Raw genomic sequence first — 24,929 nt, forward strand, 5'->3', positions numbered from 1 at the left:
ACAACCGCGGTGGCCGTTCCTTCGAGCGCCGCGACGACCGCGGCGGTTTCAACCGTGACCGTGACCGCGGCGAGCGTGGCGGCTTCCGCCGTGACGACCGCGGCGGCCACCGCGGCAGCGACCGTCCGTTCAACCGCGACCGCCAGGGCGACCGCCCCGGTTTCCACTCCGGTTCCCACGACCGCCCGTACGGCCGTCGTGACGACCACCGCGGCGGCGGCTCCTTCGGCCGCCGCGAGGACAAGCCGCGCTGGAAGCGCAACGGCTGACGCAGGCTCACCGAGCCGACCGGGAGGGCCCGCACGACACCCGTCGTGCGGGCCCTCCCGCGTTCCGCGCGGGACACGTCCGGACCCGCCTCCGCGATACCCGATCGGAGTCCCGGCCATGTCCGGCTATGCTCGGGGAGGCAACATCGCCAGGGGCCCTTAGCTCAATTGGCAGAGCAGTGGACTTTTAATCCATTGGTTGTGGGTTCGAGTCCCACAGGGCCTACCGGACCCCTCGGGGTCGGGACCCCCGTCTGACCTGGTCAGGCGGGGTTCCCGTCGTTTTCCGGTGCCTGCTCGGCGGTGAAATCCGCAGGCGAAGTGGTCACCAAGTGGTCACGCTGGCCCGCTGCTGGTCCGACCGACGCGGTCTGCCGCCAGGGCCTTGCCGTATCCGCGAGTCCTACTCACTCTCGTCGTTGGGCAGGGCGATCACGAACACGCCCTTGCCCTGTACGCCCTGAATGACGCCTTCCTCGGTCAGGACTTCCAGCGCGCTCTTGATGGTCCGCCGTGACACCGCGCCGCCGGTCTCCGCTTCCAACTCCGACTGCGAGGGCAGGCGCCGGCCGACCGGGATTTCACCGCGCCGGATGCGATCGCGCAGCACGTTGGCCAACTGCACGTACATCGGCGTCATGGCGTTCCGGTCCAGCTCAATCATGCTGCGACCGTAAGAGCACATCCTTACCTGTCATAGATCGAGATAGGCCGTCCGATGACGTACCAAGACGTACTAAGTTGGCGTACAGTCTCAAACAGAAGGCCCCCGCGGCCGTCCAGGGCCCGGGGGTATGGCCACCGCTGCACAGGAGCAGTGACGCATGGATCGTAGAACAGCTGCCCCCGCATGCGCCGAGTGTGTATGGCTCGGCACCGAGGAGCAGACCGCGCACACCGAGGGCGACTGTCGGGTATTGCTCATCCGGCACCGTGCCACCGCGCACGGGGGCGAAGAGTGAGCGCCGGCCAGGCCGCCGGGGGCGGCGAGGCAGCCAAGCCCGTACACCTCATGTCGATGCGGGTTATCCGCGTCCGTGACGGCCGGGTGGTCGAGCAGCGCAAGGAGGTACGCATCATGAGCGACATCCCGCCCGATCCGTTCGCACTCAGCTCGGCGTGGCCGCCGTGCCAGTGCCCGCGCCACCGTAACGAGTAGGTCCACGCTCGACCACGACGCCGACCGCGTCGAGCGCTTCGGAGCGGCCCGCCCTCGCATTCCGCGTCGAGGGCGGGCCGCTTTCTGCAAGCGCAGAGGATCGGTACCCAGGCCCTCGTCAGCAAGGACCTGAGCACACATCCGTTACGAGTATCGACAGCCGTATTCGTGTCTCTTCAGCCCTCGCTGAATCGCCTCCTGCTCCGTCATCGAGAGGTACTTGTCGTTGACGTAGCCGCAAGAAGACTCGCTGGAGTGGTAGCAGTCGGGGTCGGGCCCCGGAGGAACCAGCACGATACGGCGACGCGCTTTGATCGCCAGCTCTGCCGCTTGACTCCGACTCTGCAGCTCGCTCTTGAATCTGTTCTCAACGAGTAGAACCTCCTGGCGGAGTTTCACAAGCTGTTGCTCTCGTTCTCGGTTCAGCTCGTCATACAGTCGTGCCCGCTCAGCGTTCAGCTCTGTCACTTCCTGCGGTGCCAGCTCCATGACTACTCCGTTCGCTGCGGCTTTCAGAGGTGGGACAAGCCTGGCACCTCTCTGGTCCACAGGAAGCGGTCTTCCGCGAGGATGTGGAAAGGAGAGGTGCCGTGTGGCGAGCATGGCGAGCCGGTGCAGGCACTCATTCCTCGCCGACGCGGGCGAGCCGTCCGGGTATTGGGGCGGGTCCGCGGTCCTCGTAGAGCTTGGTGAGCTGCCTGTTCACGAACGCGGGCGAGCGGGTGGCGCAGTGGGTGGTCTCCCGGACGCTCACCCTGTCCGCCCAGCACGCTTCGACGACCCGGTGGGCCTGCTCGGTATCGGGGCGGGTGGGTGGCGCGCTGTTCACTCCGGGGCTGGTACCGGTGGTCACCCCGGCGGGGCGTACGGGCGGCGTGTCCGCAGTGAACGGTTTACCGCCGCCGAAGTGCTCGGCAAGCATGTGCACCCGCCGTACGACAAGCGGCGCGATGGCCGGATATGCCAACGCCCAACGGCCACTCGACAGGCAGCGTGGCTTGTTCAGCCACCACGTCCTTCCTCGGGGCGCGCCGCCGCAGGCGTGCCTCTCTGCGTGCCTCTCTGCGTGGCACCGAAGGCGTCGGTGAGACCGTCGAGGCGGTCGGCAAGGTCCCGGAGACGATCCGCGTGTGCCGTGAGGCTGTCCGAGAGGCGGCGCAAGTTGTCGGAACCATGTGGATGCCAGTCGCCGTTCATTTCGACGTTCACGAAGGGGACGTGGCCGGGTGGGCGCTCGGTGAAGGGGCGCTGCTCGAAGCATGCACGCAGAACCACCGCTGTGCCACGGCTCGTTGAGATTGTGAATTCGTAGTCAGGGCTCGCGTGCGTAATGTCGACGCGGTAGCCGCCGGGCTGATGTTCTGTCTCGCTTCCCGTACACCAGTCGGGTTCCCAGACGGTGACAGGCCCGTGGTCGCACGTGGGTACGGTCACTGTCCGGGACGAGTTGTCGTGATCCGGCATGAGCGGGTTCCTTGTTCGGGTGGTCATTGGCCCTGGGACGACGTGGGGCGGGGATCCCGGCTCATTCCTCGTTCAGGAGTTCAGCCGCGGCTTTCGGGTCCATGAGGGTCGACCAGGCTTGCTCGGCGGGAAGAAGGGGACGGCTGGGGAGGGCGTACTCGGGGTACCAGATGGTGGGGTCGCAGCCGGGGACATGGCGCAGAACGACCGCGACGAGATCGTCGGGGACGGAGCCGGTGATGCGCACCGCGACGTAGGTCTCATGGCCGTCGTCGGCGCGTACGAGGATGCCGAGGCGGAAGGTGGGAAAGTCGGCGGCGTGTTCATGACCGTCGTGCAGTGACCCACGAGCCAGTTCCCGGACAGCCGCAACGAGACGGCGGACAAGCCGGGCGCCGGCTTCGAGTTGGTAGCGGTCATGGTCGTTCTGGTCGGGGAGGAGGTGCCCGACATATGTTCTGGTGCTCAGGGGTTGACGGTTGTCGGCGTTATAGCGGGCTCGTGCAGCCCTCGCGGTCGTTTCCAGGGCTGAGTAGAAGTCGTCCGGCGACCCGTCCTCGCGTTGCCCGGCGGCGATGAGCCAGGGCAGGTCCTCGTCGGTCCAGACGGCTCCGCGCCAGCGTTGGACCTTGACTTTGAAAAGCACCTCATCATCGATCGAGCGGATCCGTTCATGTCCGGCCTCGTCGTCGGCGAAGTGTTCCCGGGCCTTGGCCAAGATCGGATGATCCAGTTCATCGAGCGGTTCCCGGGCTGACGGAAGCGGTAATCCCAAGTCCTCGCGGAGCGTGCGGAGGGTGGGTCGAGTGGGCCGCACGCATCAGTCGTCCTCGCCCGTTCCGCCGAGTTCCCTGATCCGCTCCGGTGACAGTCCGGTGAGCAGCGAGACGCTCGATTCCACGGTTCCGTCAAGCTTGCGCATCTTCTCCAGCATGCTGGCCCGAACCTCCTCACGGCGGATCTCCAGGTAGGTGCGGACGGCCTCCGCGACCAGGTCCTTCTTCGTCATCCCCAGAAAGTGGGCGCCGTCCGCGATCAGCTCGTCTATGGCCGCATCGACTTTCAACGGTGCCGTCGTCCGGGCTGTCCGACTCCGGGCTTCCTCTGTGATCTTCATGCTCACACCTTTCCTCTAGTACCAAAAGGTACTCCTATTCTTCTCTACTCGCGCCCGATCGGTGACAGAGAAGCGGGGGAGGGAGACCTGCGGCTACGCGTCGACGAACTGAGGTTCTTGGGTACCCGCAGGGGGTTGCTGCGTGAGCGGGCGACCGGGCACAGGCTGCCTGGAGCCGGGCCAGGCGGCAGCCCGCGCGTGCTCGACTAGGTATGACTCGACCGGGTACGAGCGGACAGCATTGGAAGATGCGGCATCACCCAGCAAGCCTTGATCTGCTGTGCGGCGCTCGAACCGGCTTCGGCCGGCTCGGGCGCCGCGTCATTTCACGGGACGCTCGTCCCGGTTCGGGTCGAGGAGCTGCACGGCGATCCCGGTGAGGACCAGGCCCGCCGCGATGAGGAGGCCGTCGGGGACGACGATGCCCGCGGCGAGCATGGTCACCCCGATGGCCAGCGCGCACCAGGCGCTCGTGCGCCGGTACTCGCGGGGGCGGGCCGGGCGGCCTTCGGAGAGTGAGCGGACGAAACGGGGGTCCTCGTGTTCGAGACGGGCCGCGAGGTCGACCAGGCGCTCGTCGTCGGACTGGGGCACGGCTCCTCCTTCCCAGGGGGCGGCCGCCCGGTGACACCGCCGGCGGCCATCGCTCCGTGACGCCGGGGGCGTAAGAGGGTGAACCGTCGGCCTGCCGCGAACTCGGCCCGGTACAAGGGAGTTTGCCCTTGTACCGACGTCGTCACCCGTCCGGTACGGCAGACTCCAGCGTCGCCCACCGACACCACCCGCGGCCATCCGTCGCGGGCCCCATCCGCCCTGGGCGCCACCGCGTACGCGGACCGCCCGGCCGGCCCTGGTCCCCGGGAAAAATGGGGGCTGTCGCCGATGGCGCGGGGACCGCGCGGCGCACACGCTGAGAGGGACGGCCCGCGCCGCGCCCCCGGTACGCGGGCCGTCGGCTCCCCGCACCGGGAGCCCGTGGCGAGCGGCCGACGGCGAGGAGGCGGTACGGGGTGCCCTGTTCTGGCGGATCTCCCTGCTGAACGCCGTCGTGCTCATCGTGGCCACGGCCCTGTTGCTGGGACCCGTCACGGTGTCCACGCCGGTCCCGCTCACCGAGACCGCGGTCCTCACGGTGGGGCTGGGGGAGCGGGGGCGGGGGTGGATCACTCGTTCGGGTGGGCCGGGCGGGATTCAAAGAGGGGAGCGAACATCGGAGCTACGTTTGGCGGCATGTCGCGTTTCCGGATGTACCCGACGGGCGAGCAGGAGCAGCGGATGCTGCTGCACTGCGCGCACGCGCGGTACGTGTGGAATCTGGCGGTCGAGCAGCACGCGTGCTGGCGGCCAGGCCGGAAGTCCGCGCCCGGGTTCGCGGAGCAGTGCCGCCAGCTGACCGAGGCCCGGCGGGACAATGACTGGCTGGCTGCGGGGAATGCGGATGTGCAGCAGCAGGCGTTGCAGGACTTCGCCAGGGCCAGGACCGCCCGGTTCGCCTCCGGGTTCGGTGAGCCGACCTGGCGCAGGAAGCATGTGCATGAGGGCTTCCGGGTGATCGGCACCGACCGGGTTCCGGTGTGTCATCCGGACGGTTCGCCGAAGCTGAACGCCAAGGGCGGGCAGGTGATGGGCCGGTCGGTGGTGGTGCGGAGGCTGAACCGGCGGTGGGCGCGGGTGAAGGTGCCCGGCTGTGGCTGGGTCCGCTTCCGCCTCACCCGCGCGGAGCTGCCGGTGGCGAAGACGTTCCGGGGCACCTTCCGCAACGGCCGGTGGCACATCGCCTTCGCCGTTATCCCCGGCCCCATCGACGCGCCCGGCACGGGGGAGGTCGTCGGGATCAACCGGGGTGTGAAGGTCACCGCTGCCCTGTCCGACGGCCGGAAGCTGAACTGCCCCCAGCTCACGGTCAGGGAACGGGCGCAGGTCCGCAAGCACCAGCGCCGTGCGGCCCGCGCCCCCCAAGGGCGGCGACCGCAAGCGGGCCGAGTACGCGAAGGTGGCCGGGCTGAAGGCGCGGGAGGTGGACCGGCGCAAGGACTGGTGTGAGAAGACCAGCACCATGCTCGCCCGCACCTATCGCCTGATCCGGTTCGAGAAACTGAACATCACGACCATGACCCGCTCGGCGAAGGGAACCGTCGAGCAGCCCGGTACGCGGGTGCGGCAGAAGGCGGGGCTGAACCGGGGCATCCTGGCCCAGGGCTGGGGTCTGCTGCGCCGCCGTACCGGTGAGAAGGCCCCCGGGCGGGTGGAGGACGTCCCCGCCCCGTACACGTCGTTGCGGTGCAGTGCCTGCGGCTGGATCGAGAAGGACTCGCGCAAGAGCCAAGCCGAGTTCGTCTGCGTGTCCTGCGGGTTCACCTGCAACGCGGATGAGAACGCTGCAGTGGACGTCGCGGCAGGACAGGGCGGGATCCCCCGCCCCCGGCGTGCAGCCGGTGCCGGAGGGGTGACAGCGGCCACCAGCCGCTCGAGCACCCGTGAACCCCAACCCGTCCGGGTTGGAATCCCCCTTTATCAAGAGGGGGAGGATGTCAAAACTACCTTGATCTGGTGCGGGAGGGCCGTCCCCTGCCGGTCAAGGCGATCACCGACCGCGAGGAGGAGATCCTGAAACTGGTCGCCGAGGGCCACACCTCGCAGCAGATCGCCGGTCTCCTCGTCATCAGCCCCAAGACCGTGGAGCGGCACCCCGCCAACCTGCTGGCCAAACTCGGCCTGAGGGACCGCCTGGAACTCACCCGGTACGCCATCCGCGTGGGGCTGATCGAGCCCTGACCGGCAGACTGGACCCCCACACCTGCCCCACCCGGAGTACGCCGATGCCGCACCCGTACGTCCTGCTGTCCGCCGCCGTCTCCCTCGACGGCTACCTGGACGACACCGGCCCCGAGCGGCTGCTGCTGTCCGGCCCGGCCGACTTCGACCGGGTCGACGAGGTACGGGCGTCCGTGGACGCCATCCTGGTCGGCGCCGGCACGATCCGCGCCGACAACCCCCGGCTGCTGGTCAACTCGCCCGAGCGGCGCGCCGCCCGCCTCGCCGACGGCCGGGCCGAGTACCCGCTCAAGGTCACCGTCAGCGGCTCCGGCGAGCTGGACCCGGCGGCCCGGTTCTGGCACACCGGCGGCGAGAAGGTCCTCTACACGACCGACGAGGGCGCCGAGCGCGCCCACGCCCTCGGTCTCGCCGCCGACGTCGTCCCGCTCGGCGCCGAGCTCGACTGGCGGCGGCTGCTGGAGCACCTGCACGCCGAGCGCGGGGTGCGGCGGCTCATGGTCGAGGGCGGCGGCACGGTCCACACGCAGCTCCTCACCGAGGGGCTGGCCGACGAGCTCCAGTTGGTCCTCGCCCCGCTGTTCGTCGGCGACCCCGAGGCCCCGCGCCTCTTCGGTCCCGGCTCCTACCAGGGCGGCCGGCTGCGGATGGTCGAGACCCGCCAGGTCGGCGACGTCGTCCTGACGCGCTACGAGCCCACCGCCCCCGGCACCGGCCCGCTGCCCTCCGCCGCCGACCACCACTGGCTGGCCCTCGCCTGTGAGCTGGCCGCCGAGTGCCCGCCCTCGGAGACGGCGTTCAGCGTGGGCGCGGTCGTGGTGGCCGCCGACGGTACGGAGCTGGCGCGCGGTCACTCCCGGGAGGGCGCCGACCCGGTGGTGCACGCGGAGGAGGCCGCGCTCGCCAAGACCGACCCCACGGACCCCCGGCTCGTCACCGCCACCGTGTACTCCAGCCTGGAGCCCTGCGCCCGCCGCGCGTCCCGCCCTGCGCCCTGTGCCCGGCTGGTCCTGGACGCGGGAGTGCGGAGGGTGGTCACGGCCTGGCGCGAGCCGGACACGTTCGTGGCGGACGCCGACGGCAGCGGCGTGCTGGCGGCCGGGGGCGCCACCGTCGTCGTCCTGCCGGAGCACGCGGACCGTGCCAAGGCACCCAACGGCCATCTGCTCGGCCGCTGAGACCGGGCCGCCGGTAACGGGTGTGCGCCGTGTCCCGCGGATGGCGTACACTGGTTTCAACGACGCGGGGTGGAGCAGCTCGGTAGCTCGCTGGGCTCATAACCCAGAGGTCGCAGGTTCAAATCCTGTCCCCGCTACTGAAGGCCGAGGGCCGGAATCCAAAGGATTCCGGCCCTCGGTGTTTTCCGTTTCCCGCCCGTCGCGGCCCGCTCCCGCCCGCTCCCCGTTCTCACTCGTTGTGAGCAACCCACCCCGCAGCGCATAACAACTGACGCACGGTCAGAAACCGCCCGTCACCCAAGACGGCCTGAGGTGCGGTCAACTCGCCCGTTTTTGGCCGCTCATGGCGCTTAAGTCCCCCCGGGGATCGTTAACGATCAAGAGGAACGGCTTGGAATACGACCCTCGCGTCTATTAACGTTCGATAACGCAGCGCGGTCGTCCCAGCCGTCACAGAAGGCGGCTCCGTGCGCACGCGCCGAATCCCGCAAGGGAACCGGGGAACCACCACCATGGGGTGAATCGCGTGGATACCGCCGTGGCGACACGGCTCGTATACGCGCGTAGGAGACCTTCCCGCTCCGAACCCGTCAGCTAACCCGGTAGGCGAAGACGGAAGGAAAGGAGCGCGCCCACGTGGCGTCCAACCCGCCTGCCCCCGAAGCCCCGTTCAAGCCGAGCGACACCGTCGCCTACGGCGCCGGCCACACCGACGAGGGCCCCTTCGAGGAGTGGAACCCCACCGCGGAGTCCCTTCGTCCCGTACGCGGCCGGCATCGCGTCTCCAAGCAGCGCGGCGGAGGACTCGCCCGCAGCTCCACCGTCCTGGGCGTCGGCGTCATAGCGGCCGTCGGCGCCGGCGGCATGGCCAGCGCCCAGACCGGCAAGCCGCCGGTCTCGATCTCCATGCCCGACCTCCCCAACGTGGGTTCCCTCATCTCCGACGAGGAAACCCCCGAGGGATCGTCCACCCCCCTCAGCACCCTCGCCATGACCGCCGCCGACACCGAGCAGGGCACCGCCGGCGCCGGTGAGGCGCTGCGCACCCGGATCATGGCCCAGGTCGAGCAGCAGCAGAGCCAGGCCGAGACCAAGGCCGCCGCCGAGGCCGTCGCCGCCGCCGAGAAGCAGGCCGCCGAGGCCGCGGCCAAGGCGGAGAAGGAGGCCGAGGCCAAGGCCGAGGCCGCCAAGAAGAAGGCGGAGGAGGAGGCCGCGAAGAAGGCCGAGGCCGAGCGCCTCGCCGAGCTGGCCAAGCAGTACGCGCTGCCGACCTCCTCGTACACCCTCTCCTCGACCTTCGGCCAGGCCGGCGCCTACTGGTCCTCCGGCTACCACACCGGCCTCGACTTCGCCGCCCCCACGGGCACGCTGATCAAGGCGGTCCACACCGGCACGATCACCTCCGCCGGCTGGGACGGCTCCTACGGCTACAAGACCGTGCTCACTCTCGACGACGGCACCGAGATCTGGTACGCTCACCAGTCCTCCATCAGCGTCAGCGTCGGCCAGAAGGTCAACACCGGCGATGTGATCGGCCGCGTCGGCTCCACCGGCAACTCCACCGGCGCCCACCTCCACCTGGAGGTCCACTCCGGCGGCTCCGGCTCGGGCATCGACCCGATGGCGTGGCTGCAGAGCAAGGGCCTCACCCCCTGAGCCCCGCCGCTTCCGAACCCCGGCAGTCCCGACGACGACCCCCCGATGTCAGGGCTGCCGGTCAGGTGTTCTCGGGGGCGGTGCGGGGCCGTCAGGACCGGCGGGCGTTCGGGTCGTGCGTGGTGTACGGGTACCCGTACGGCGGCTGTCCGTGCGGTGGATGCCCGTAGCCGCCGTACGCGCCGTACCAGCCGTACCCCGCCCACGGTGCCGTGGCGACCGGAACCCGGGGCGCGGTCGCGCGGGCCGCGTGCTCCAGGGCGGGCCGGGCCGCTGACCGCCGGTGCCACAGCTCCAGCAGCAGCTCGCGTTCCCGCGTGATGAAGTCCGTCCCCGCCCGCCCGAGCCGCCCCCGGTGCCGCAGGAACGCCAGCGACGTCGCGTACGCCTCGTACGCGGCGACCGACCGTGCCGCCGCCCTCCCGCCGTGGCGGCGCGCGTACCGCCGGGCGAGGCGCCGAGCCCGCATCGAGCCCAGTGCGAACGGCCCCGCCGCGTCGATCCACCCGGCGGCCACGTACGCGGGCAGCTCCGCCCGTACGGTCCGCAGCTCCCGCTGCCGCGTCCACACCGCCAGCCAGGTCAGCAGCCCGAACGCCGGCACCATGAACGCCGCGTACACCGCGAGGAAGCCGTACTGGCCGAGCGCCGAGGAGCCGTTCCACAGCGCGTGCACGCCCATCGCGAGGAGCAGCCCGCCGAGCGGCGGCAGCACGCGCCGGGCCCGCTGCCGGTCCGTGGACAGCGCGGCGATGCCGAAGCCGATCCCGGTGAGCACGGTGAACAGGGGATGCGCGAACGGCGACATCACGACGCGGACGAAGAAGGTCGCCGCGGTGACCGAGGCGATGCCGCTGTCGCCGGTGAGCTGGTCGGTGCCGAAGGCGGTGCCGAGGTAGAGGATGTTCTCGGTGAACGCGAAGCCGGTGGCGGTGACCCCGGCTATCACCACGCCGTCGAGGATCCCGGTGAAGTCGCGTCTGCGGAACAGGAACACCAGCAGGACGGCAGCGGCCTTCGCGGACTCCTCCACCACCGGCGCTATGACGGTCGAGCCGAGGGTGTCGGCGCCGGTCGGGTCGGCGGTCGCCGTCGCTATCCACCGGGTGGCGAAACTGTTCGCGACGATCGCCATCAGCGCCGCCGCGCAGGCACCCCAGGCGAAGGAGAACAGCAGGTTCCGCCAGGGTCCCGGCTCGACCCGGTCCAGCCACCGGAAGGCGGCGACGAGAAGCGGCACGGGCAGGACGGCGAGGCCGAGCCCGACCAGGAACCCCCGCGTCCCGGTCTGCTCGCGCACCAGCGCGAGGATGACAAGACCGGACAGGGCGAGCAGCGTGATCAGCGCGCCGTACCGCACCCAGGGCCGCTGCCACCAGTGCGCGTGCCGCGGCGCTCCGCCGGGAGGCGTCGGGTACGGGGGACTGATGGCCACGGGATCGACCCTAACGAGGCGGGGCTGTATCAGGCTCGGTCTGCTGCCTGCTCGTCCCGCGGTACGTGGCGGAAGAGCACGTCGTTCACCACATGACCCTTCTCCAGTCCCTGCCCCTCGAAACGGGTGAGCGGCCGGAAGGCGGGACGCGGCGCGAAACCGCCGTCCGGCCGCGTGTTCTCGAAGCAGGGATGCGCGGTGAGCACCTCCAGCATCTGCTCCGCGTACGGCTCCCAGTCGGTGGCGCAGTGCAGTACCGCCCCCGGCGCGAGGCGGGTCGCGGCGAGGGTGAGGAACTCCGGCTGGATCAGCCGCCGCTTGTGGTGCCGCTTCTTCGGCCAGGGGTCGGGGAAGTACACGCGCAGTCCGCCGAGGGAGCCGGGGGCGAGCATCTCGCGCAGCAGGATGATCGCGTCACCGTTGCCGACCCGTACGTTGGTCAGCCCGAGCCGGTCGGCGAGGTTGAGCAGATTGCCCTGGCCGGGGGTGTGGACGTCCACGGCGAGGATGTTGGTGGCCGGGTCGGCGGCGGCCATCCGCGCGGTGGCCTCGCCCATGCCGAAGCCGATCTCCAGGACGACGGGGTTGTCGTTGCCGAAGAACTCCGCGAGGTCGAGCCGCCGGCTGCCGTCGATGTCGAATCCCCAGGCGGGCCACAGCCGCTGCAGGGCGTCCGCCTGCCCGGCGGTCACCCGGCTGCGCCGCGGCTGGAAGCTCCGGATCCGCCGCTCGAAGTGCGACCCGGCGGGATCGGCCTTCGGCCCGTCGGGAAACCGGGGCTCCCCCTTGGCCCGGGTATGCCGGACGGACACCCCGGGCGTGTGCGGCGAGTCCTGGCCGGGGGCAGGACGAAGGGCTTCGGAAGCGTTAACGGTGTCAGACACAGTGCCTCCGATTTTACGGGGCCCGCGCACGGAGCCCCGGAACGGAATCCGGGGAGGCCCCCTGCGGGGGCGGCAGGGCTGAGAGGTGCCCGGGGTTGTGGCCGGTTCCGCCCCTGCCGGGGTCGGTTGTGGCTGAGTGCCGGAACGGAATCCGGGGAGGCCCCCTGCGGGGGCGGCAGGGCTGAGAGGTGCCCGGGGTTGTGGCCGGGACGGGCTTTCCCGGGGTCGGTTCCGCCCTTGCCGGGGCTGGTTGTGGCTGAGTGCCGGGTCGTGGTGCGGAGGGTTCTCGCGGGGCGGCAGGGGCGGAGGGTGTCCGGGGTTGTGGCCGGTGTGGTCCTTTCCGAGGCCGGGGGTGGGTGTGCGGTGTGCGGTGTGCGTCGGGCCGTGGTTCGGGGCTGTGTGCTCGTCGGCGTTCCGTTCGCCCGGTCAGGACGGTGCGGGTCCGTCCCCGGTCGCCGCCGTGGTCCCGGGTGCGGGAGCGGCGACGCCGGGTTCAGCGCTGCGCTGTCTCCAGCGCCGCCAGTGCCCGTCGCGCGACCTCGCGGCCGATCGGCAGGGACGCCGTCGCCGCCGGGGAGGGGGCGTTCAGTACGTGGACCGTGCGGGCGGTCTCCTGGATCAGGAAGTCGTCGGCCAGGGTGCCGTCCCGCAGCACCGCCTGGGCCCGTACCCCGGCCGCCGCCGGCACCAGGTCGTCCTCCCGCACCGCGGGCAGCAGCCGGCGTACGGCCCGGGTGAAGGCCTGCCTGGACAGCGAGCGGTGCAGTTCGCCGGTGCCGTACCGCCAGTGGCGGCGGGCCAGCTGCCAGGAGCCCGGCCAGGCCAGGGTCGCCCCCAGCTCGCGCGGACGCACCGTGCGCCAGTCGTAGCCCTCGCGGGCCAGCGCCGGTACCGCGTTGGGGCCGACGTGGACGCCGCCGTCGATGCCCCGGGTGAGGTGGACGCCGAGGAAGGGGAACGCCGGGTCGGGCACCGGGTAGACCAGGCCGCGCACCAGCTCCGGCCGGGCCAGCTCGTAGTACTCGCCGCGGAACGGCACGATCCGGGCGCCGGGCTCGTCACCGGTGCGGCGGGCGATCTCGTCGCAGTGCAGACCGGCGCAGTTCACCAGCACCCGGCCGCGTACGACGTCGCCGCCGGCCGTCAGGACGGCGACTCCCCGGTCGGGCCGGCGGTCGACGCGTATCACCCGCGCCCCGTAGCGGATCTCCGCGCCCGCCGCCTGCGACGCCTGAGCGAGCCGGCGGGCCACCGCGGTGAAGTCGCAGATGCCGGTGGTGCCGACGTGGATGGCCGCGAGGCCGTCGACCTCCGGCTCGTACTCCGCGATCTGCGCGCCGCACAGCTCGCGGACCGCGATGCCGTTCTCCCGGCCGCGCTGGACCAGGGCGTGCAGCCGGGGCAGCTCCTCGCGGGTCGTGGCGACGATCAGCTTGCCCGTCACGGCGTGCGGGATGCCGTACTCCGCGCAGAACTTGACCATCTCCGCGGCGCCCGACACCGCGTACCGCGCCTTCAGCGAACCGGGGCGGTAGTAGACGCCGCTGTGGATGACGCCGCTGTTGCGGCCCGTCTGGTGCCGGGCGGGGCCCGGCTCCTTCTCCAGCACCGCGACCCGCGTGCCCGGCGCCGCGCGCGTGAGCGCGTACGCCGTCGACAGGCCGACGATCCCGCCGCCGATCACCAGCACGTCGCAGTCGTACGACCACCCCGTCACCACCCGCACCACCTCCCGCGTCCGATAGTGCACTGCGCCACTGACAACGCCTTCAAACCCGGAAGGCGGGTTCTCGGCGCGGATCGGGTCAGGCGGTCGTCATCAGCAGTGGGCGGGCGCGTTCACGCAGTTCGACCACGCGGGGTTCGTCGCCGTAGGGCTCCAGACGGTGCAGGAGGTCCCTGACGTACTCGGTGGTGCGGACGGACGAGATGCGGCCCGCGACCTCCACCGCGCGCACCCCCTGCTCGCAGGCCGCGTCCAGGTTGCCCGACTCCAGTTCGGCGACCGCCGAGACGACCAGCCGCAGTCCGTGCGAGCGCACGAACTCCTCCGTCGGACTGGACAGCGCCTGCTCGGTGAAACGGCGGACCTGGCGGGGCGCCTTCAGGTCGCGGTAGCACTCCGCGGCGTCGGCGGCGAAACGGTCGTAGGAGTAGAAGCCGAGCCAGGTCGGGTCGCTGTCGCCGGGGCGGGAGCGTTCCAGCCAGCTCTCCGCCGACCTCAGGGCGGCACCGGCCGCCTGGGCGTCCCCCGCGCGTGCGTGCGCCCGTGCCTCGACGAGGCGGAAGAAGCTCAGGGTGCGGGCGGTGGCCAGGCCCCGGTTGCGCTCCAGGGCGGCCTGGGCGAGGTCCACGCCCTCGTCGCCGAAGCCGCGGTAGGTCGCCTGCAGCGACATCGAGGCGAGCACGTAACCGCCCAGGGGGACGTCGGCCGCCGCGCGGGCCAGGCGCAGGGCCTGGATGTAGTAGCGCTGGGCGGCCTCCTGCTGGCCCGTGTCGAAGGCCATCCAGCCGGCCAGGCGGGTGAGTTCGGCCGACGCGCCGAAGAGGGAGCGGCCGACGTCGTCGGAGTAGGAGCCGAGCAGCAGCGGGGCCGCCTCGACCCTCAGGCATTCGGGGACCATCGACGAACGCCAGTCCCCTCCGCCGTACTTGGAGTCCCAGCGCCGGGCGTCCTCGGCGGCCTCCCGCAGTTTCCGCACATCGCTGTGGCCGACTTTGGACGGTGCGCCGGAGCCGTCGGCGGGATTCGCCTCACGCGCCACCGAGCTGTCGGCCGGGGTTATCAGCCAGCGGGATGCGGGCGTCGCGTACGCGCTCACCGCGAACGATCCGGCGAGCGACTGCCAGATGCCGCCGGAGCCGGCTCTGCGGCCCGCCAGGTCCAGCCGGTACAGCTCCGTGGCGGAGCGCACCGCCTGTCCGACGTCACGGGGGAAGGCGAGGCCCACCTCGGGTGCGGGGTCCGCGTCCGCCAGGCCGATCTCGTGGAGCGGCACCGGACGGCCCAGCTTCTGGCCGATGGCGGCGGCGATCAGGTGCGGGGCGGCGCCCTGCGGCACCATGCCCTTCGACACCCAGCGCGCCACCGACGTCTTGTCGTAGCGAAGTGTCAGTCCTCGCTGGGCGCCAAGGTCGTTGACGCGTCGCGCGAGGCCTGCGTTGGAGATTCCCGCGAGGGCGAGAACGGTGCCGAGCTTTTCGTTCGGCCCGCGTTGCTCCCTGGACATGCGCCACCCCTCGACACAGACGGCTGCCGCGCTGGCATAACCACGCGGCATTCGTAAACCCAGCGTAGTTCGCCGCATCCCAAGCGTTAAGGGGCATTCTTCCGGATGGCGGGATTGTGGTCCGTACTGAAGTACGGGTCCGATACGCGCAGTTGCGGCGCGCTCCCGGTGTGTGGCTGTGCGCCCGTGTGTGCGCTCTTCTCCGGCCATCGCGGGAGCGGTTCCATGGTCGGCGCGTGGGTCGGCCCGCTGTACTGGATCCAGTGGGCTGGGGGACACCGCCGCCTACATCCCCGCGGGCGGCGGAACGGTCCGGGAGGCGTGTCCCGTCTCCCGGACTGCGCGACCGCCCAACGGTGCGCAGAGCCTGTACGGAGCGTGTTCGAGGCTGGCCTCACCGCTCTGATTTGGCCGAAAATCGACCCCACTCTTTCGGGTGTATCACTGCTTCTACGCTGGTAATTGACGGCGCGTTGGGGGTTTAAGGGGCGCGCTATGGGGGCGCATTCGTGTCGTGATGACGTGGCCGGCCGCGTGGCGCCGGTACGGTGACTCCTCTGTGGCGGGCGCCCGTCCGGGCGGGGCGGGTGTCTCCGCCGGGGCGCATCCGACGGAGCACGTACGGCTCCGGCACCCCTCCTGAGCGCCTCCTTCATGGCAGCATGGGGAACCGGTTCGTACGGTGCACTGGTTGTCCACAGCGTGTGGAGGCGGCGATGCGGTGGTTGGTGGGATGGAGCAGCACCGCCGCGGGCGCCACGGGGTTCGGCCCCACCGGCTCCGCCGGCGCCACCGGGGTGGACGGCGAGACCGTGCACCCCGTGGGGTCCCAGCTGCTGTGGGGTGACCCCGACCCGCTCTGGGCGGTCGGCGACTGGCGCCCCGACGAGGTACGGGTGGTCAAGGCCGACGAGCAGACCCGGATCGCCGTCCTCGGCACGTGCGGGGCCTCCGACGAACAACTGCGCGTCGCGCTGTTCGCCGCGCGGGGCGGGGCGCTCCGGCACCTGACCGCCTGGCCGGGGAGCTACACGGCGGTCGTGCAGGTGGGGCGCCGGGTCACCGTCTGCGGTGATCTCGCCGGTGCCCGGCCGGTCTTCCACACCCCCTGGGCGGGCGGCACCGCGTACGCGACCGCCGCGCTGCCGCTCGCCGACCTCATCGAGGCCAACCTCGACTTCGGACACCTCGCCGCGCTGCTCGCCGCCCCCGACGTACCGGCCGCGCTCCACGACTCCACCCCGTACGACGGCGTGAAACGCATTCCGCCGGGGCATGCGCTGATCCTGCGCGCCGGGGCGCGCGAGATCGCCGGGTACGAACCCGTCGCCTCGCTCGCCGTCGCCGCGCCGCCCGCCGACCCCGACCACGCGGTGGACGCCGTGCGGGACGCGCTGGTCGAGGCCGTACGGACACGGCTGGCCGCGCCCCGGCACGTTCCCGGCGCCGGTATCGACCCCGGGCCCGTGCCCGGGATGGGGCCCGCCGAGCGGCGGGCGGCCCGGGGGACGCCGGTGCCGGGGATCGGGGCCGATCTGTCCGGCGGGCCGGCGTCCGGGGCGCTGGCGCTGCTGGCCGCGGGACTGCCCGGGATGCCGGGGACCGTGCTGGGGCACGGGACGGGGGCGGGGGAGCGGCTGCTGGCCGTCACCTTCAACGACCTCGCCGGCGGGCCCGGTGGGGTGCGGGACGACGGCGAGCTGTCGCGGGCGGGGGCGCTGGCCGCCAATCCGCGGCTGCACCACGTGGTGGTGGCCGGGGAGGCGTCGACGCTTCCGTACGTCGATCTGGACGGGCCGCTGACGGACGAGCCCGGGCCCTCGCTGGTGTCGGCCGCGCGGCACCGGGCGCGGCTGGCGGCGGGGAGCGCGGATCACTTCACCGGGTACGGGGCGAAGCAGGTGCTGGACGCGCATCCGGCGCGGCTGGCCGACCTGCTGATGGACCGCAAGCGGCGGCATCTGGTGCGGCCGGTGGCCGCGCTGGCGAAGGCCGACGGGTCCGTGATGGTGCCCGCGCGCGTGTACGCCGCCGCTCGGCGGCTGGCGCGCACGCCGTACCGGGCGGGACTGGAGTCGCTCGCGGAGCGGCTGTTGCAGCGGCGGCTGGACGACGACGGGCCCGGGGGCGCGGCGGATGCCTCGCTGGCCGCGCTGACCTGGGGGAGACCCGGGCCGGCGGCGCGCTGGCTGACGGGTGAGGCGCTGGCTGAAGTATCGGTTCGTCTGCAGGCTTCGACGCGGCGGTCCGAGGTGGGGCCGGGGCAGCGGCCCGGCGACTTCCGGGCGCGGGCGGCGCTGGCCCGGCACGCGGCGGATCTGCGGGTGCTGGAGCAGGCGGCCGAGATCCGCTCCCAGCGGCTGCACGCGCCGTTCCTCGACAACCAGGTCGTGCGGGCGTGCCGGGCGCTGCCGGAGGCGCTGCGGGTGCAGCCGGGGGCGCGGGCCTCGATCCTGCGGTCGGTGCTGGAGGGGGCGGGGGTGCGGGAGCTGCCGGCGGGCTGGGGGGCGCCGGGGGCGGCCGGTCCTGCGGTCGCGGCGCGTACGGGACTGCGGGTGGCGGCGGACTCGCTGGTGGCGCTGTTCGACACGCCGCTGCTGGCGGAGGCGGGGCTGGTCGAGGCGCGGGTGGTGCGCAAGGCCCTGCGGGGCGCGGCGGAGGGCGAACCGCTGCCGCTGGACGGCCTGGCGGATCTGGTCGCCCTGGAGGTGTGGCTGCGCCGCCTGCTGGCCCGCAGGGGAACCTGCTGGACAGGCACCCCGGCCCGCCAACGCGCGGTCCCGGGCGGAATCGCCCCCCAACGCGGCGCCCTCGGCGCCGGCACAGCCGGCACCCGCTGAGGTTCGCCTGCGGCGCGGCTTTACCCATGCAGGGGTACCCGCAAGGCGCGCCGGGCCGCATGAACACCCCCGGCCCACACCCACGCCGGGGCACCCGTCAGGCGCCGGGGCCGCGGCCCCACCGAGCACCCCCTACGCCGGGCGTGAACGCAACCCCTCCAGCAGGATGTCCAGCAGCCGCGCCGACGCCGCGGCCTGCTGCGCCGCATCCGGCAGGGACGGTGCCGCCGTCGCGATCACCAGCAGGACGTCGGACACCGACACATCCGGCCGAAGCTCGCCCGCGGCCCGCGCCCGGGCCACCAACTGCCCGACGACGTCCAGCAGCTGCGCCGCCCCCGCGTCGTCCTCCGCCGCCACAGCCACCGGCGCCTCCGACACCAGCCGCAGCTCACCCGCCCCCGCCATCTGCGTCCGCTGCTGCGGCAACCGCGCGTGGTCCGGCAGACCGTGCTCCTCCGCCACCCCCACCCGCAGCACCTGCGGCGGCAGCAGCCGCCCCGCGCCGGAGGCGACCGACGTGCGCAGGAAACGGGACAGCGCCGACCACGGCTCGTCCTCCTGGCCGAGCGCCGCCCGTGCCTGGTCGGTCAGCCGGGAGGTCTCCTCCTCGGCGATCCGCCGCACCAGGACGTCCTTGCTCGGGAAGCGCCGGTACACCGTGCCCACGCCGACTCGCGCCCGGCGTGCCACGTCCTCCATCGGCGCGCCGTAGCCCAGTTCGCCGAAGACCTCCCGCGCGGCACGCAGTACGTGCTCCAGATTGCGCTGGGCGTCCACACGCAGCGGTGTCGTGCGCGTCCCGTCCGGACGTCCGCCGGCCGCGAGAGCGGAAGACCAATGAGAGTCCTGAACATGCATATGTATTCCCCCGGTAATGACGTCTCCCCCCGGAGACTTCTCCCCGCCATTGATGTCCGGGGCGTGTGGAACAGGTCCGGCTTGTCGGTCCCGCCCGTCGCGAGCCCGATGAGCGCATCCCCCTACACCCCGTCGACAGACGAACATAGTTGAGAGGGAGTCAATTCAGAAGGGGCAGGTTCCGCACGGAGCGCCCCTCGATCGGAGTACGGGTCGTATACGTCCTGAATGTACCCCCGAGCGAAGGCAGGTCCACCGCTGCTGACCAGGGGGAATTCCGGCAGGGTCGGTGAATCGGCCAACCCGGTGCGCGCGGGCCTCCCGGTCACACAATTCGTCGGGGCTGTGGACAAACGCAAGCGACGGGTGCGTCATGGGAGGGTGAAGGAACGTGCGCGCATTCTCGTTGTCGGCGGTGGCTACGTCGGGATGTACACGGCCCTGCGCCTCCAGCGGAGGCTGAAACGGGAACTCGGGCGGGGCGAGGCCGAGATCACGGTCGTCACCCCGGATCCGTACATGACGTACCAGCCCTTCCTCCCCGAAGCGGCCGCCGGTGCCATCTCCCCTCGCCACGTCGTCGTACCGCTGCGTCGTGTCCTCGACCGGTGCCACGTCGTCATCGGCGAGGCCACCCGCGTCGACCACGCCGAACGCATCGCCACCGTCAGCACGCTCGCCACCGGCGAGGAGGGCACGGGAGGGCGGCGGATCGCGTACGACGAACTGGTGCTCGCGCCCGGCTCCGTGTCGCGCACCCTCCCGATCCCCGGCCTCGCCGACCACGCCATCGGCTTCAGGACGGTGGAGGAGGCCATCGGCCTGCGCAACCATGTGCTGGAGCAGATGGACATCGCGTCCTCCACGCGGGACCCGGCCATCCGCGACGCCGCCCTGACTTTCGTCTTCGTCGGCGGCGGCTACGCGGGCGTCGAGGCGCTCGGCGAGCTGGAGGACATGGCCCGCTACGCCGCGCGGTACTACCACAACATCCGGCCCGAGGACATGAAGTGGATCCTCGTCGAGGCGTCCGGGCGGATCCTGCCCGAGGTCGGGGAGGAGATGGGCCGGTACACCGTCACCGAACTGCGCCGACGCAACATCGACGTACGTCTCGAGACGCGGCTGGAGTCCTGCGCCGACCGCGTCGCCGTGCTCAGCGACGGGTCACGCTTCCCCACGCGTACGGTCGTGTGGACCGCCGGCGTCAAACCGCATCCCGTCCTCGCCGCCACCGATCTGCCGCTGAACGGGCGGGGGCGGCTGAAGTGCACCGCCGAGCTGGTCGTGGACGGGGCCGCACACGCGTGGGCCGCCGGGGACGCCGCCGCCGTCCCCGACGTCACCGCGCGGGAGCCGGGGCGGGAGTGCGCCCCCAACGCGCAGCATGCGCTCCGCCAGGCGCGGACCCTCGGTGACAACGTCGTCCACTCCCTGCGGGGCGAACCGCTGGAGACGTACGCCCACAAGTACGCCGGTTCCGTCGCCTCCCTCGGGCTGCACAAGGGCGTCGCCCAGGTGTGCGGACGCAAGCTCAAGGGCTACCCCGCCTGGTTCATGCACCGGACCTACCACCTCAGCCGGGTCCCGACCTTCAACCGCAAGGCGCGGGTCGCCGCCGAGTGGACACTCGCCGGGCTCTTCAAACGGGAGGTCGTCTCGCTCGGATCACTCGAGCATCCCCGTGCGGAGTTCGAACTGGCGGCCGGTGGAAAGCCTTCTCAGGACCCCCCGCACAACCCGAAGGGGTCGTCCTGACCGGACCCAGGAACTCCAGCGGCCGGACCGGCGTCTGACGGATGTCGGCCCGGTCGGCACCCTGCCAGACTGGTCCACCACCGCGGGCGGGCCCCCGCCCACCCCGGTGCGGCCCCCGGGGCCCCGGCCGGTCCCGGTTTCCGGCCGCCGACAACTACATGAGGCAAGGATTCGTGAACTTCACGCGCTGGAGCGCCCGGCTCCCCGGAACGCAGCGCCGCGCCGCAGCGCGGAACGAGCAGGCGGTCTCCCCGGACCGGCGGGGAGAGGGCTCCGTGCCCGGGGCCCGCGCCGAACAACTCACCGACGACGTGCGGCCCGTGCCCGCCGTCGACGACCTCGGGGTGCGCGAGGTCCTGGACCACGTCCCCTCCCTCGTCGCCCTGGTCCACGGCCCCGACCACCGCATCGCCTACGTCAACGACGCCTACACGGCGGCCTTCGGCGCCCGCCCGATCGGCGCCCCCGCGCGCGGAGCCCTCCCCGAGCTGGAGGCACTCGGTCTGCTGCCCCTCCTCGACCAGGTCCTGCGCAGCGGCAAGCCCCGCACGGTGAAGTCCCGCAAGGCCCCCGACGGCCGCTCCTACACCTTCACCTGCACCCCGGTCACCGAGGGCGAGGGCCGCGGGGTGCTCGTCTTCGCCACCGACGTCACCGACCACGCCGAGGCCGCCGAACGCCTGCGCGCCAGCGAACGCCGCCAGCGCGAGACCGCCGTCACCCTCCAGCGCTCCCTCCTCCCCCAGGAACTGGAGGAGCCCGACGACCTGCGCGTCGCCGCCACCTACCACCCCGGCGGCACCGAGGCCGCCGTCGGCGGCGACTGGTACGACGTGATCACCCTGGGCGGCGGCCGCACCGCCCTCGTCATCGGCGACGTCATGGGACGAGGAGTGCGCGCGGCGGCGGTCATGGGCCAGCTCCGCACGGCCGTACGGGCCTACGCGCGGCTCGACCTCCCGCCGCACGAGGTGCTCCAGCTCCTCGACGGCCTCGCCATGGAGATCGACGCCAACCAGATCGCCACCTGCGTCTACGCCATCCACGACCCCAACGAGGGCAGCCTGGTGTACGCCTCCGCCGGCCACCTGCCCATCCTGGTCCGCGACGAGAACGGCACCGTCCGGCGCGCCGACGAACCGACCGGCCCCCCGCTCGGCACCGGCGGCTGGATGCACGCGTCCGGCTCCGTCCCCCTCACTCCCGGCTCCACCGCCGTCCTCTACACGGACGGCCTGGTCGAGCGGAGGAACGAGGACCTGGACGAGGGCATCGCCGCCCTGGAACGCGCCCTGGCCGGAGCCACCGGCAGCCCCCAGGTCGTCTGCGACCGCCTGGTCCGCTCGGCCGGCGTCACCCCGGACCACGACGACGACGTCGCCGTCCTGGTCCTCCAGCACCCCGCCCGCAAGGGCGCGGAGGGCGAGCTCTTCCGCAACGCCGCGCTGGAGCTGCTCGGCGGGGTCGAGGCGGCCCCGCGCGCGCGTGCCTTCGCCTCCGGTGTGCTGACCAGCTGGCGCTTCCCCGTCGAGCTGCACGACCTGGGCGTCCTGGCCACCAGTGAACTGGTCGCCAACTCCCTCCAGCACGGCACACCACCCATGCGGCTGCGACTGCGCCGCACCGACCGCCGCCTGATCATCGAGGTCACCGACGGCGACGACCACCTGCCGAGGCGCCGCCGCGCGGAACCAGGCGACGAGTCCGGCCGGGGCATCGCCATCGTCGCGACGATCGCCTCCGGCTGGGGCAGCAGACGCACCCCGGGCGGCGGCAAGGCGGTCTGGTGCGAGTTCCTCCTGCCGAAGCCGAAGACGCCCGGCTCGTAGCGGAGCCGGGCGTACGGGAGTGGGGGTATGAGGGTGGGCGTATGGAGGTGGGGCAGGGGCGCGTGGATCAGGCGTGCGCCGGAGCCTGGCCCGCTGCCGCACCGCCCTGCACCACCACACGGCTCCGCGCCACCGACGGCTGGTCCTGCACGTCCGTGAGATGCCGTCCGAGCCGCACCGCCAGCACCGTGATGCCCAGCGAGAACAGCAGGAAGATCACGACGTACGGCCCGTGCAGCGAGGCACCCAGCGGCCCGCCCACCGCCGGCCCCACGGCCAGCGCGAGCTGCTTCACCAGGGCGAACGCCGAGTTGTACTGCCCCGCCATCCCGGTCGGCGCGAGATCGGCGACCAGCGGCGCGAGCGTCGGCGACAGCATCGCCTCACCGAGCCCGAACAGCGCGTACGTCGAGATGAACGCGGCGGTCGCCATCGTCCGGCTCCCGTTCCCCAGCCCCGCGTACCCGGCCACGGCCCACGCCACGGCCCAGATCAGCCCCACGGACGCGATCACGCGCGAGCGCTTGCGCCGCTCGACGAACCGCAGCACCGCGAACTGCGCGACCACGATCACCAGGGTGTTCGCGGCCAGCGCCGTTCCCAGCGCGGAAGTGGAGATCCCGGCGGCCTCGACGCCGTACGCGCTCAGCCCCGACTCGAACTGTCCGTAGCAGGCGAAGAACAGCACGAAGCCCAGCACACACAGCCGCACCATGGCCCGGTTGCCCAGCAACTGCTTCCAGCTGCCCTTGGCCGACTGCGCCGGAGTGCCCCCGACGCGCGGCGCGCGCGGCATCCGCGCCGTCGCCATCACCACGACCAGCAGCAGGAACATCGCCGCCTCGATCGCGAAGAGGAGGACGAAGGAGCTCGCTTCCGTGGGATCCACGAGGTGACCGCCGATGAGACCGCCGACGCCGAGCCCGAGGTTCTGCAGGAAGAACTGCGTGGCGAACGCCCGCGACCGGTTCTCCATGGTCGAGCAGTCCACGATCATCGTCGCGAGCGCCGGCTGCATCACCGCCTGCCCGGCGCCCAGCGCCGCCGCCGACAGCAGCACGGTCGCCGCACCACTCGACAGGCCCAGGCTCAGCGCCCCGACCGCGGCCGTGACCAGGGCGACGAGCAGCACCGGCAGCGGGCCGCGCCGGACGATCGCCCGTCCGGCGAACGGCAGCACGATCAGCGCGGCCACGGCGAAGACGGCGAGTACGAGACCCGCCGTCATGGCTCCCAGCCCTCGCACCTGCGCCACGTAGACGTACAGGTACGGAACCGTGAAGCCCAGCCCGAACGCGCTGAGTGCGTTGCCCACGTGGATCCGGCGCATCGCCGCGCCCATCGCCCTGGTCACGTTCACCTCTCTCAAGCAAGTAGTTAGGAGTGAAGACTTAGAAGCTAAAGTTCGATACTAAAGGCTACACAGTGAAGGACTTCAAAGCAAAGGAGGGGCGTGCCATACTGCGGCCATGGGCGATACCTCCGGCCTCGGCGAGCCGACACTCGAAGAGCAGATCGCCGCGTACCAGCGCGAGTTCCAGGACCTCGACCCCCAGGTCGAGAAGATCGTCAACGCGCTGTCCCGCCTGAACCGCCGCATGAACGTCGCCTACGGCCGTCAGACCGCCGAGCTCGGCATCACCAACGCCGACTGGGAGGTCCTCAAGGCCCTCGTCCTCTCCGGCGCCCCGTACCGCATGGGTCCCGGTGACCTCGCCAAGCGCCTCGGCCTGACCCCGGCCGCCATGACCCACCGGATCGACCGCATGGTCACCGAGGGGCTGGTCGACCGGGAGCGGGACGAGAACAACCGGGTCCGCGTGATCGTGGAGCTGACCTCCGCCGGCCGTGAGAAGTGGCTCGAGGCGATGCGCCTGGCCACCGTCTTCGAGGAGGACCTCCTCCAGGACCTCGACCCGGACGAGCGGGCGACGCTGGGTGAGGTCCTCACCCGCCTTCTGCGCCGGGTGGAACACGCCCAGCCGGACGCCGGCGGACGCCTCAGCGACCTGGACTGAAAAATCTTGGCCGGGGGATGTTGACAGCCGCCTCTCCGATCCGTAAGGTTCTTCGGGTTGCCACGGGGCCGTAACGGTTCTTCGGCAGCACCTTCCGCCGCATCAGCGGCACTCAAAACTCCAGCACGACCTCCCAGTGGGAACGATTTCGGCGTGCCCGAATTCAATTCCAACCCTCGATTTGAGGAACACGGAGAGAGTCCGCTAAGGTTTGAGACGTCGGAACGGCCCAACAGCCGGGAAGGCAGCCCGCTCTGACCGGGAATCAGGACCGAAAGGATCTGATAGAGTCGGAACCGCCGGAAAGGGAAACGCGAGAGCGGAACCCCGGAAAGCACCGAGGAAATCGGATCGGAAAGATCTGATAGAGTCGGAAACGCAAGACCGAAGGGAAGCGCCCGGAGGAAAGCCCGCGAGGGTGAGTACAAAGGAAGCGTCCGTTCCTTGAGAACTCAA

The 24,929-nt window shown here is 71.7% G+C and carries 22 protein-coding genes, 2 tRNA genes, 3 pseudogenes and 1 riboswitch; of the genes and pseudogenes, 13 read left to right on the forward strand and 14 right to left on the reverse strand.

What is annotated here, in order from left to right; genetic code table 11:
* Positions 1 to 269, forward strand: a pseudogene (locus ACIA6T_RS11980) (RNA helicase); the annotation flags it as partial.
* Positions 270 to 422: 153 nt separating this feature from the next.
* A tRNA-Lys gene (locus ACIA6T_RS11985) sits at positions 423 to 495 on the forward strand.
* Positions 496 to 672: 177 nt separating this feature from the next.
* Here the strand turns inward: ACIA6T_RS11985 and ACIA6T_RS11990 are convergent.
* The 7 genes from ACIA6T_RS11990 to ACIA6T_RS12020 all read right to left on the reverse strand — a co-directional run bounded on the left by ACIA6T_RS11990 (position 673) and on the right by ACIA6T_RS12020 (position 4,603).
* On the reverse strand, positions 673 to 933 hold the full coding sequence (locus ACIA6T_RS11990) for a GntR family transcriptional regulator (RefSeq protein ID WP_399446390.1): 261 nt from the start codon (positions 931 to 933) through the stop codon (positions 673 to 675).
* A 639-nt stretch (positions 934 to 1,572) separates the two neighbouring features.
* On the reverse strand, positions 1,573 to 1,917 hold the full coding sequence (locus tag ACIA6T_RS11995) for a hypothetical protein (protein ID WP_399446391.1): 345 nt from the start codon (positions 1,915 to 1,917) through the stop codon (positions 1,573 to 1,575).
* 133 nt (positions 1,918 to 2,050) lie between these two features.
* A complete protein-coding gene (locus ACIA6T_RS12000; RefSeq protein ID WP_399446392.1) occupies positions 2,051 to 2,350 on the reverse strand; it encodes a hypothetical protein in 300 nt (99 codons plus the stop codon).
* Positions 2,351 to 2,430: 80 nt separating this feature from the next.
* Complete coding sequence (locus ACIA6T_RS12005; RefSeq protein WP_399446393.1) at positions 2,431 to 2,919, reverse strand: DUF6907 domain-containing protein; 489 nt, start codon at positions 2,917 to 2,919, stop codon at positions 2,431 to 2,433.
* 34 nt (positions 2,920 to 2,953) lie between these two features.
* Entirely contained in the window at positions 2,954 to 3,610 is a 657-nt protein-coding gene (locus ACIA6T_RS12010) for a hypothetical protein (protein WP_399446394.1), read from the reverse strand.
* 102 nt (positions 3,611 to 3,712) lie between these two features.
* Positions 3,713 to 3,958 (reverse strand): hypothetical protein, encoded by a 246-nt coding sequence (locus ACIA6T_RS12015; protein ID WP_399446395.1) that lies wholly within the window; start codon positions 3,956 to 3,958, stop codon positions 3,713 to 3,715.
* A 372-nt stretch (positions 3,959 to 4,330) separates the two neighbouring features.
* Complete coding sequence (locus ACIA6T_RS12020; RefSeq protein WP_385058492.1) at positions 4,331 to 4,603, reverse strand: DUF3040 domain-containing protein; 273 nt, start codon at positions 4,601 to 4,603, stop codon at positions 4,331 to 4,333.
* Between the two features lie 421 nt (positions 4,604 to 5,024).
* On the opposite strand from ACIA6T_RS12020, the pseudogene ACIA6T_RS12025 reads away from it, so the two are divergent.
* Positions 5,025 to 5,150: pseudogene (locus tag ACIA6T_RS12025) on the forward strand (sensor histidine kinase); the annotation flags it as partial.
* A gap of 89 nt (positions 5,151 to 5,239) precedes the next feature.
* Complete coding sequence (locus ACIA6T_RS12030; protein WP_399446396.1) at positions 5,240 to 6,052, forward strand: RNA-guided endonuclease InsQ/TnpB family protein; 813 nt, start codon at positions 5,240 to 5,242, stop codon at positions 6,050 to 6,052.
* 27 nt (positions 6,053 to 6,079) lie between these two features.
* Here ACIA6T_RS12030 and ACIA6T_RS12035 read toward each other — a convergent pair whose 3' ends face one another.
* Entirely contained in the window at positions 6,080 to 6,328 is a 249-nt protein-coding gene (locus ACIA6T_RS12035) for a hypothetical protein (RefSeq protein ID WP_399446428.1), read from the reverse strand.
* On the opposite strand from ACIA6T_RS12035, the gene ACIA6T_RS12040 reads away from it, so the two are divergent.
* From ACIA6T_RS12040 to ACIA6T_RS12060, 5 genes and pseudogenes are all read left to right on the forward strand, one after another.
* Positions 6,255 to 6,620, forward strand: coding sequence for a zinc ribbon domain-containing protein (locus tag ACIA6T_RS12040; protein WP_399446425.1), 366 nt, complete (start codon positions 6,255 to 6,257; stop codon positions 6,618 to 6,620). The genes ACIA6T_RS12035 and ACIA6T_RS12040 overlap by 74 nt on opposite strands.
* Positions 6,542 to 6,784 (forward strand): annotated as a pseudogene (locus tag ACIA6T_RS12045) (LuxR C-terminal-related transcriptional regulator); the annotation flags it as partial. The gene ACIA6T_RS12040 and the pseudogene ACIA6T_RS12045, both read left to right, overlap by 79 nt.
* Before the next feature lie 44 nt (positions 6,785 to 6,828).
* Positions 6,829 to 7,962 (forward strand): dihydrofolate reductase family protein, encoded by a 1,134-nt coding sequence (locus ACIA6T_RS12050; protein ID WP_399446397.1) that lies wholly within the window; start codon positions 6,829 to 6,831, stop codon positions 7,960 to 7,962.
* A gap of 63 nt (positions 7,963 to 8,025) precedes the next feature.
* Positions 8,026 to 8,099 (forward strand) — tRNA-Met (locus ACIA6T_RS12055).
* Positions 8,100 to 8,428: 329 nt separating this feature from the next.
* Positions 8,429 to 8,586, forward strand: a riboswitch (cyclic di-AMP (ydaO/yuaA leader).
* 12 nt (positions 8,587 to 8,598) lie between these two features.
* Entirely contained in the window at positions 8,599 to 9,618 is a 1,020-nt protein-coding gene (locus tag ACIA6T_RS12060) for a M23 family metallopeptidase (RefSeq protein WP_399446398.1), read from the forward strand.
* Positions 9,619 to 9,709: 91 nt separating this feature from the next.
* Here ACIA6T_RS12060 and ACIA6T_RS12065 read toward each other — a convergent pair whose 3' ends face one another.
* The 4 genes from ACIA6T_RS12065 to ACIA6T_RS12080 form a co-directional block, all read right to left on the reverse strand.
* Positions 9,710 to 11,053 (reverse strand): PrsW family intramembrane metalloprotease, encoded by a 1,344-nt coding sequence (locus tag ACIA6T_RS12065; protein ID WP_399446399.1) that lies wholly within the window; start codon positions 11,051 to 11,053, stop codon positions 9,710 to 9,712.
* Positions 11,054 to 11,082: 29 nt separating this feature from the next.
* Positions 11,083 to 11,937, reverse strand: a complete 855-nt coding sequence (trmB, locus tag ACIA6T_RS12070) for a tRNA (guanosine(46)-N7)-methyltransferase TrmB (protein ID WP_399446400.1) — start codon at positions 11,935 to 11,937, stop codon at positions 11,083 to 11,085.
* A 493-nt stretch (positions 11,938 to 12,430) separates the two neighbouring features.
* Complete coding sequence (gene lhgO, locus ACIA6T_RS12075; protein ID WP_399446401.1) at positions 12,431 to 13,687, reverse strand: L-2-hydroxyglutarate oxidase; 1,257 nt, start codon at positions 13,685 to 13,687, stop codon at positions 12,431 to 12,433.
* 55 nt (positions 13,688 to 13,742) lie between these two features.
* Complete coding sequence (locus tag ACIA6T_RS12080; RefSeq protein WP_399446402.1) at positions 13,743 to 15,167, reverse strand: MFS transporter; 1,425 nt, start codon at positions 15,165 to 15,167, stop codon at positions 13,743 to 13,745.
* A 716-nt stretch (positions 15,168 to 15,883) separates the two neighbouring features.
* Between ACIA6T_RS12080 and ACIA6T_RS12085 the strand changes: the two genes are divergently transcribed.
* A complete protein-coding gene (locus ACIA6T_RS12085; protein WP_399446403.1) occupies positions 15,884 to 18,007 on the forward strand; it encodes an asparagine synthase-related protein in 2,124 nt (707 codons plus the stop codon).
* A gap of 132 nt (positions 18,008 to 18,139) precedes the next feature.
* On the opposite strand, the gene ACIA6T_RS12090 is transcribed toward ACIA6T_RS12085, so the two are convergent.
* Positions 18,140 to 18,868: a TetR/AcrR family transcriptional regulator gene (locus ACIA6T_RS12090; RefSeq protein WP_399446404.1), complete on the reverse strand. Its 729-nt coding sequence runs from the start codon at positions 18,866 to 18,868 to the stop codon at positions 18,140 to 18,142.
* Positions 18,869 to 19,249: 381 nt separating this feature from the next.
* On the opposite strand from ACIA6T_RS12090, the gene ACIA6T_RS12095 reads away from it, so the two are divergent.
* Together ACIA6T_RS12095 and ACIA6T_RS12100 are read left to right on the forward strand one after the other, a co-directional pair.
* Positions 19,250 to 20,626, forward strand: a complete 1,377-nt coding sequence (locus tag ACIA6T_RS12095) for an NAD(P)/FAD-dependent oxidoreductase (protein ID WP_399446405.1) — start codon at positions 19,250 to 19,252, stop codon at positions 20,624 to 20,626.
* Between the two features lie 173 nt (positions 20,627 to 20,799).
* Positions 20,800 to 22,455, forward strand: a complete 1,656-nt coding sequence (locus ACIA6T_RS12100) for a SpoIIE family protein phosphatase (RefSeq protein WP_399446406.1) — start codon at positions 20,800 to 20,802, stop codon at positions 22,453 to 22,455.
* 67 nt (positions 22,456 to 22,522) lie between these two features.
* On the opposite strand, the gene ACIA6T_RS12105 is transcribed toward ACIA6T_RS12100, so the two are convergent.
* Positions 22,523 to 23,797, reverse strand: coding sequence for an MFS transporter (locus tag ACIA6T_RS12105; protein WP_399446426.1), 1,275 nt, complete (start codon positions 23,795 to 23,797; stop codon positions 22,523 to 22,525).
* 127 nt (positions 23,798 to 23,924) lie between these two features.
* On the opposite strand from ACIA6T_RS12105, the gene ACIA6T_RS12110 reads away from it, so the two are divergent.
* The gene (locus tag ACIA6T_RS12110) at positions 23,925 to 24,473 is read left to right on the forward strand and encodes a MarR family winged helix-turn-helix transcriptional regulator (protein ID WP_399446407.1); all 549 of its coding nucleotides are present in this window, start codon (positions 23,925 to 23,927) and stop codon (positions 24,471 to 24,473) included.
* Positions 24,474 to 24,929 lie beyond the last annotated feature (456 nt).

Source organism: Streptomyces sp. NPDC051740 (genome assembly GCF_044453165.1).
Lineage (GTDB): Bacteria > Actinomycetota > Actinomycetes > Streptomycetales > Streptomycetaceae > Streptomyces > Streptomyces atrovirens.

Excerpts from the sequence above, each read along its gene's own strand:
- ACIA6T_RS11990 (WP_399446390.1), bottom strand. The coding sequence starts at position 933 with ATGATTGAGCTGGACCGGAACGCCATGACGCCGATGTACGTGCAGTTG.
- ACIA6T_RS11995 (WP_399446391.1), bottom strand. The coding sequence starts at position 1,917 with ATGGAGCTGGCACCGCAGGAAGTGACAGAGCTGAACGCTGAGCGGGCA.
- ACIA6T_RS12000 (WP_399446392.1), bottom strand. The coding sequence starts at position 2,350 with ATGCTTGCCGAGCACTTCGGCGGCGGTAAACCGTTCACTGCGGACACG.
- ACIA6T_RS12005 (WP_399446393.1), bottom strand. The coding sequence starts at position 2,919 with ATGACCACCCGAACAAGGAACCCGCTCATGCCGGATCACGACAACTCG.
- ACIA6T_RS12030 (WP_399446396.1), top strand. The coding sequence starts at position 5,240 with ATGTCGCGTTTCCGGATGTACCCGACGGGCGAGCAGGAGCAGCGGATG.
- ACIA6T_RS12050 (WP_399446397.1), top strand. The coding sequence starts at position 6,829 with ATGCCGCACCCGTACGTCCTGCTGTCCGCCGCCGTCTCCCTCGACGGC.
- ACIA6T_RS12080 (WP_399446402.1), bottom strand. The coding sequence starts at position 15,167 with ATGTCCAGGGAGCAACGCGGGCCGAACGAAAAGCTCGGCACCGTTCTC.
- ACIA6T_RS12085 (WP_399446403.1), top strand. The coding sequence starts at position 15,884 with ATGCGGTGGTTGGTGGGATGGAGCAGCACCGCCGCGGGCGCCACGGGG.
- ACIA6T_RS12090 (WP_399446404.1), bottom strand. The coding sequence starts at position 18,868 with ATGCATGTTCAGGACTCTCATTGGTCTTCCGCTCTCGCGGCCGGCGGA.
- ACIA6T_RS12105 (WP_399446426.1), bottom strand. The coding sequence starts at position 23,797 with ATGGGCGCGGCGATGCGCCGGATCCACGTGGGCAACGCACTCAGCGCG.
- ACIA6T_RS12110 (WP_399446407.1), top strand. The coding sequence starts at position 23,925 with ATGGGCGATACCTCCGGCCTCGGCGAGCCGACACTCGAAGAGCAGATC.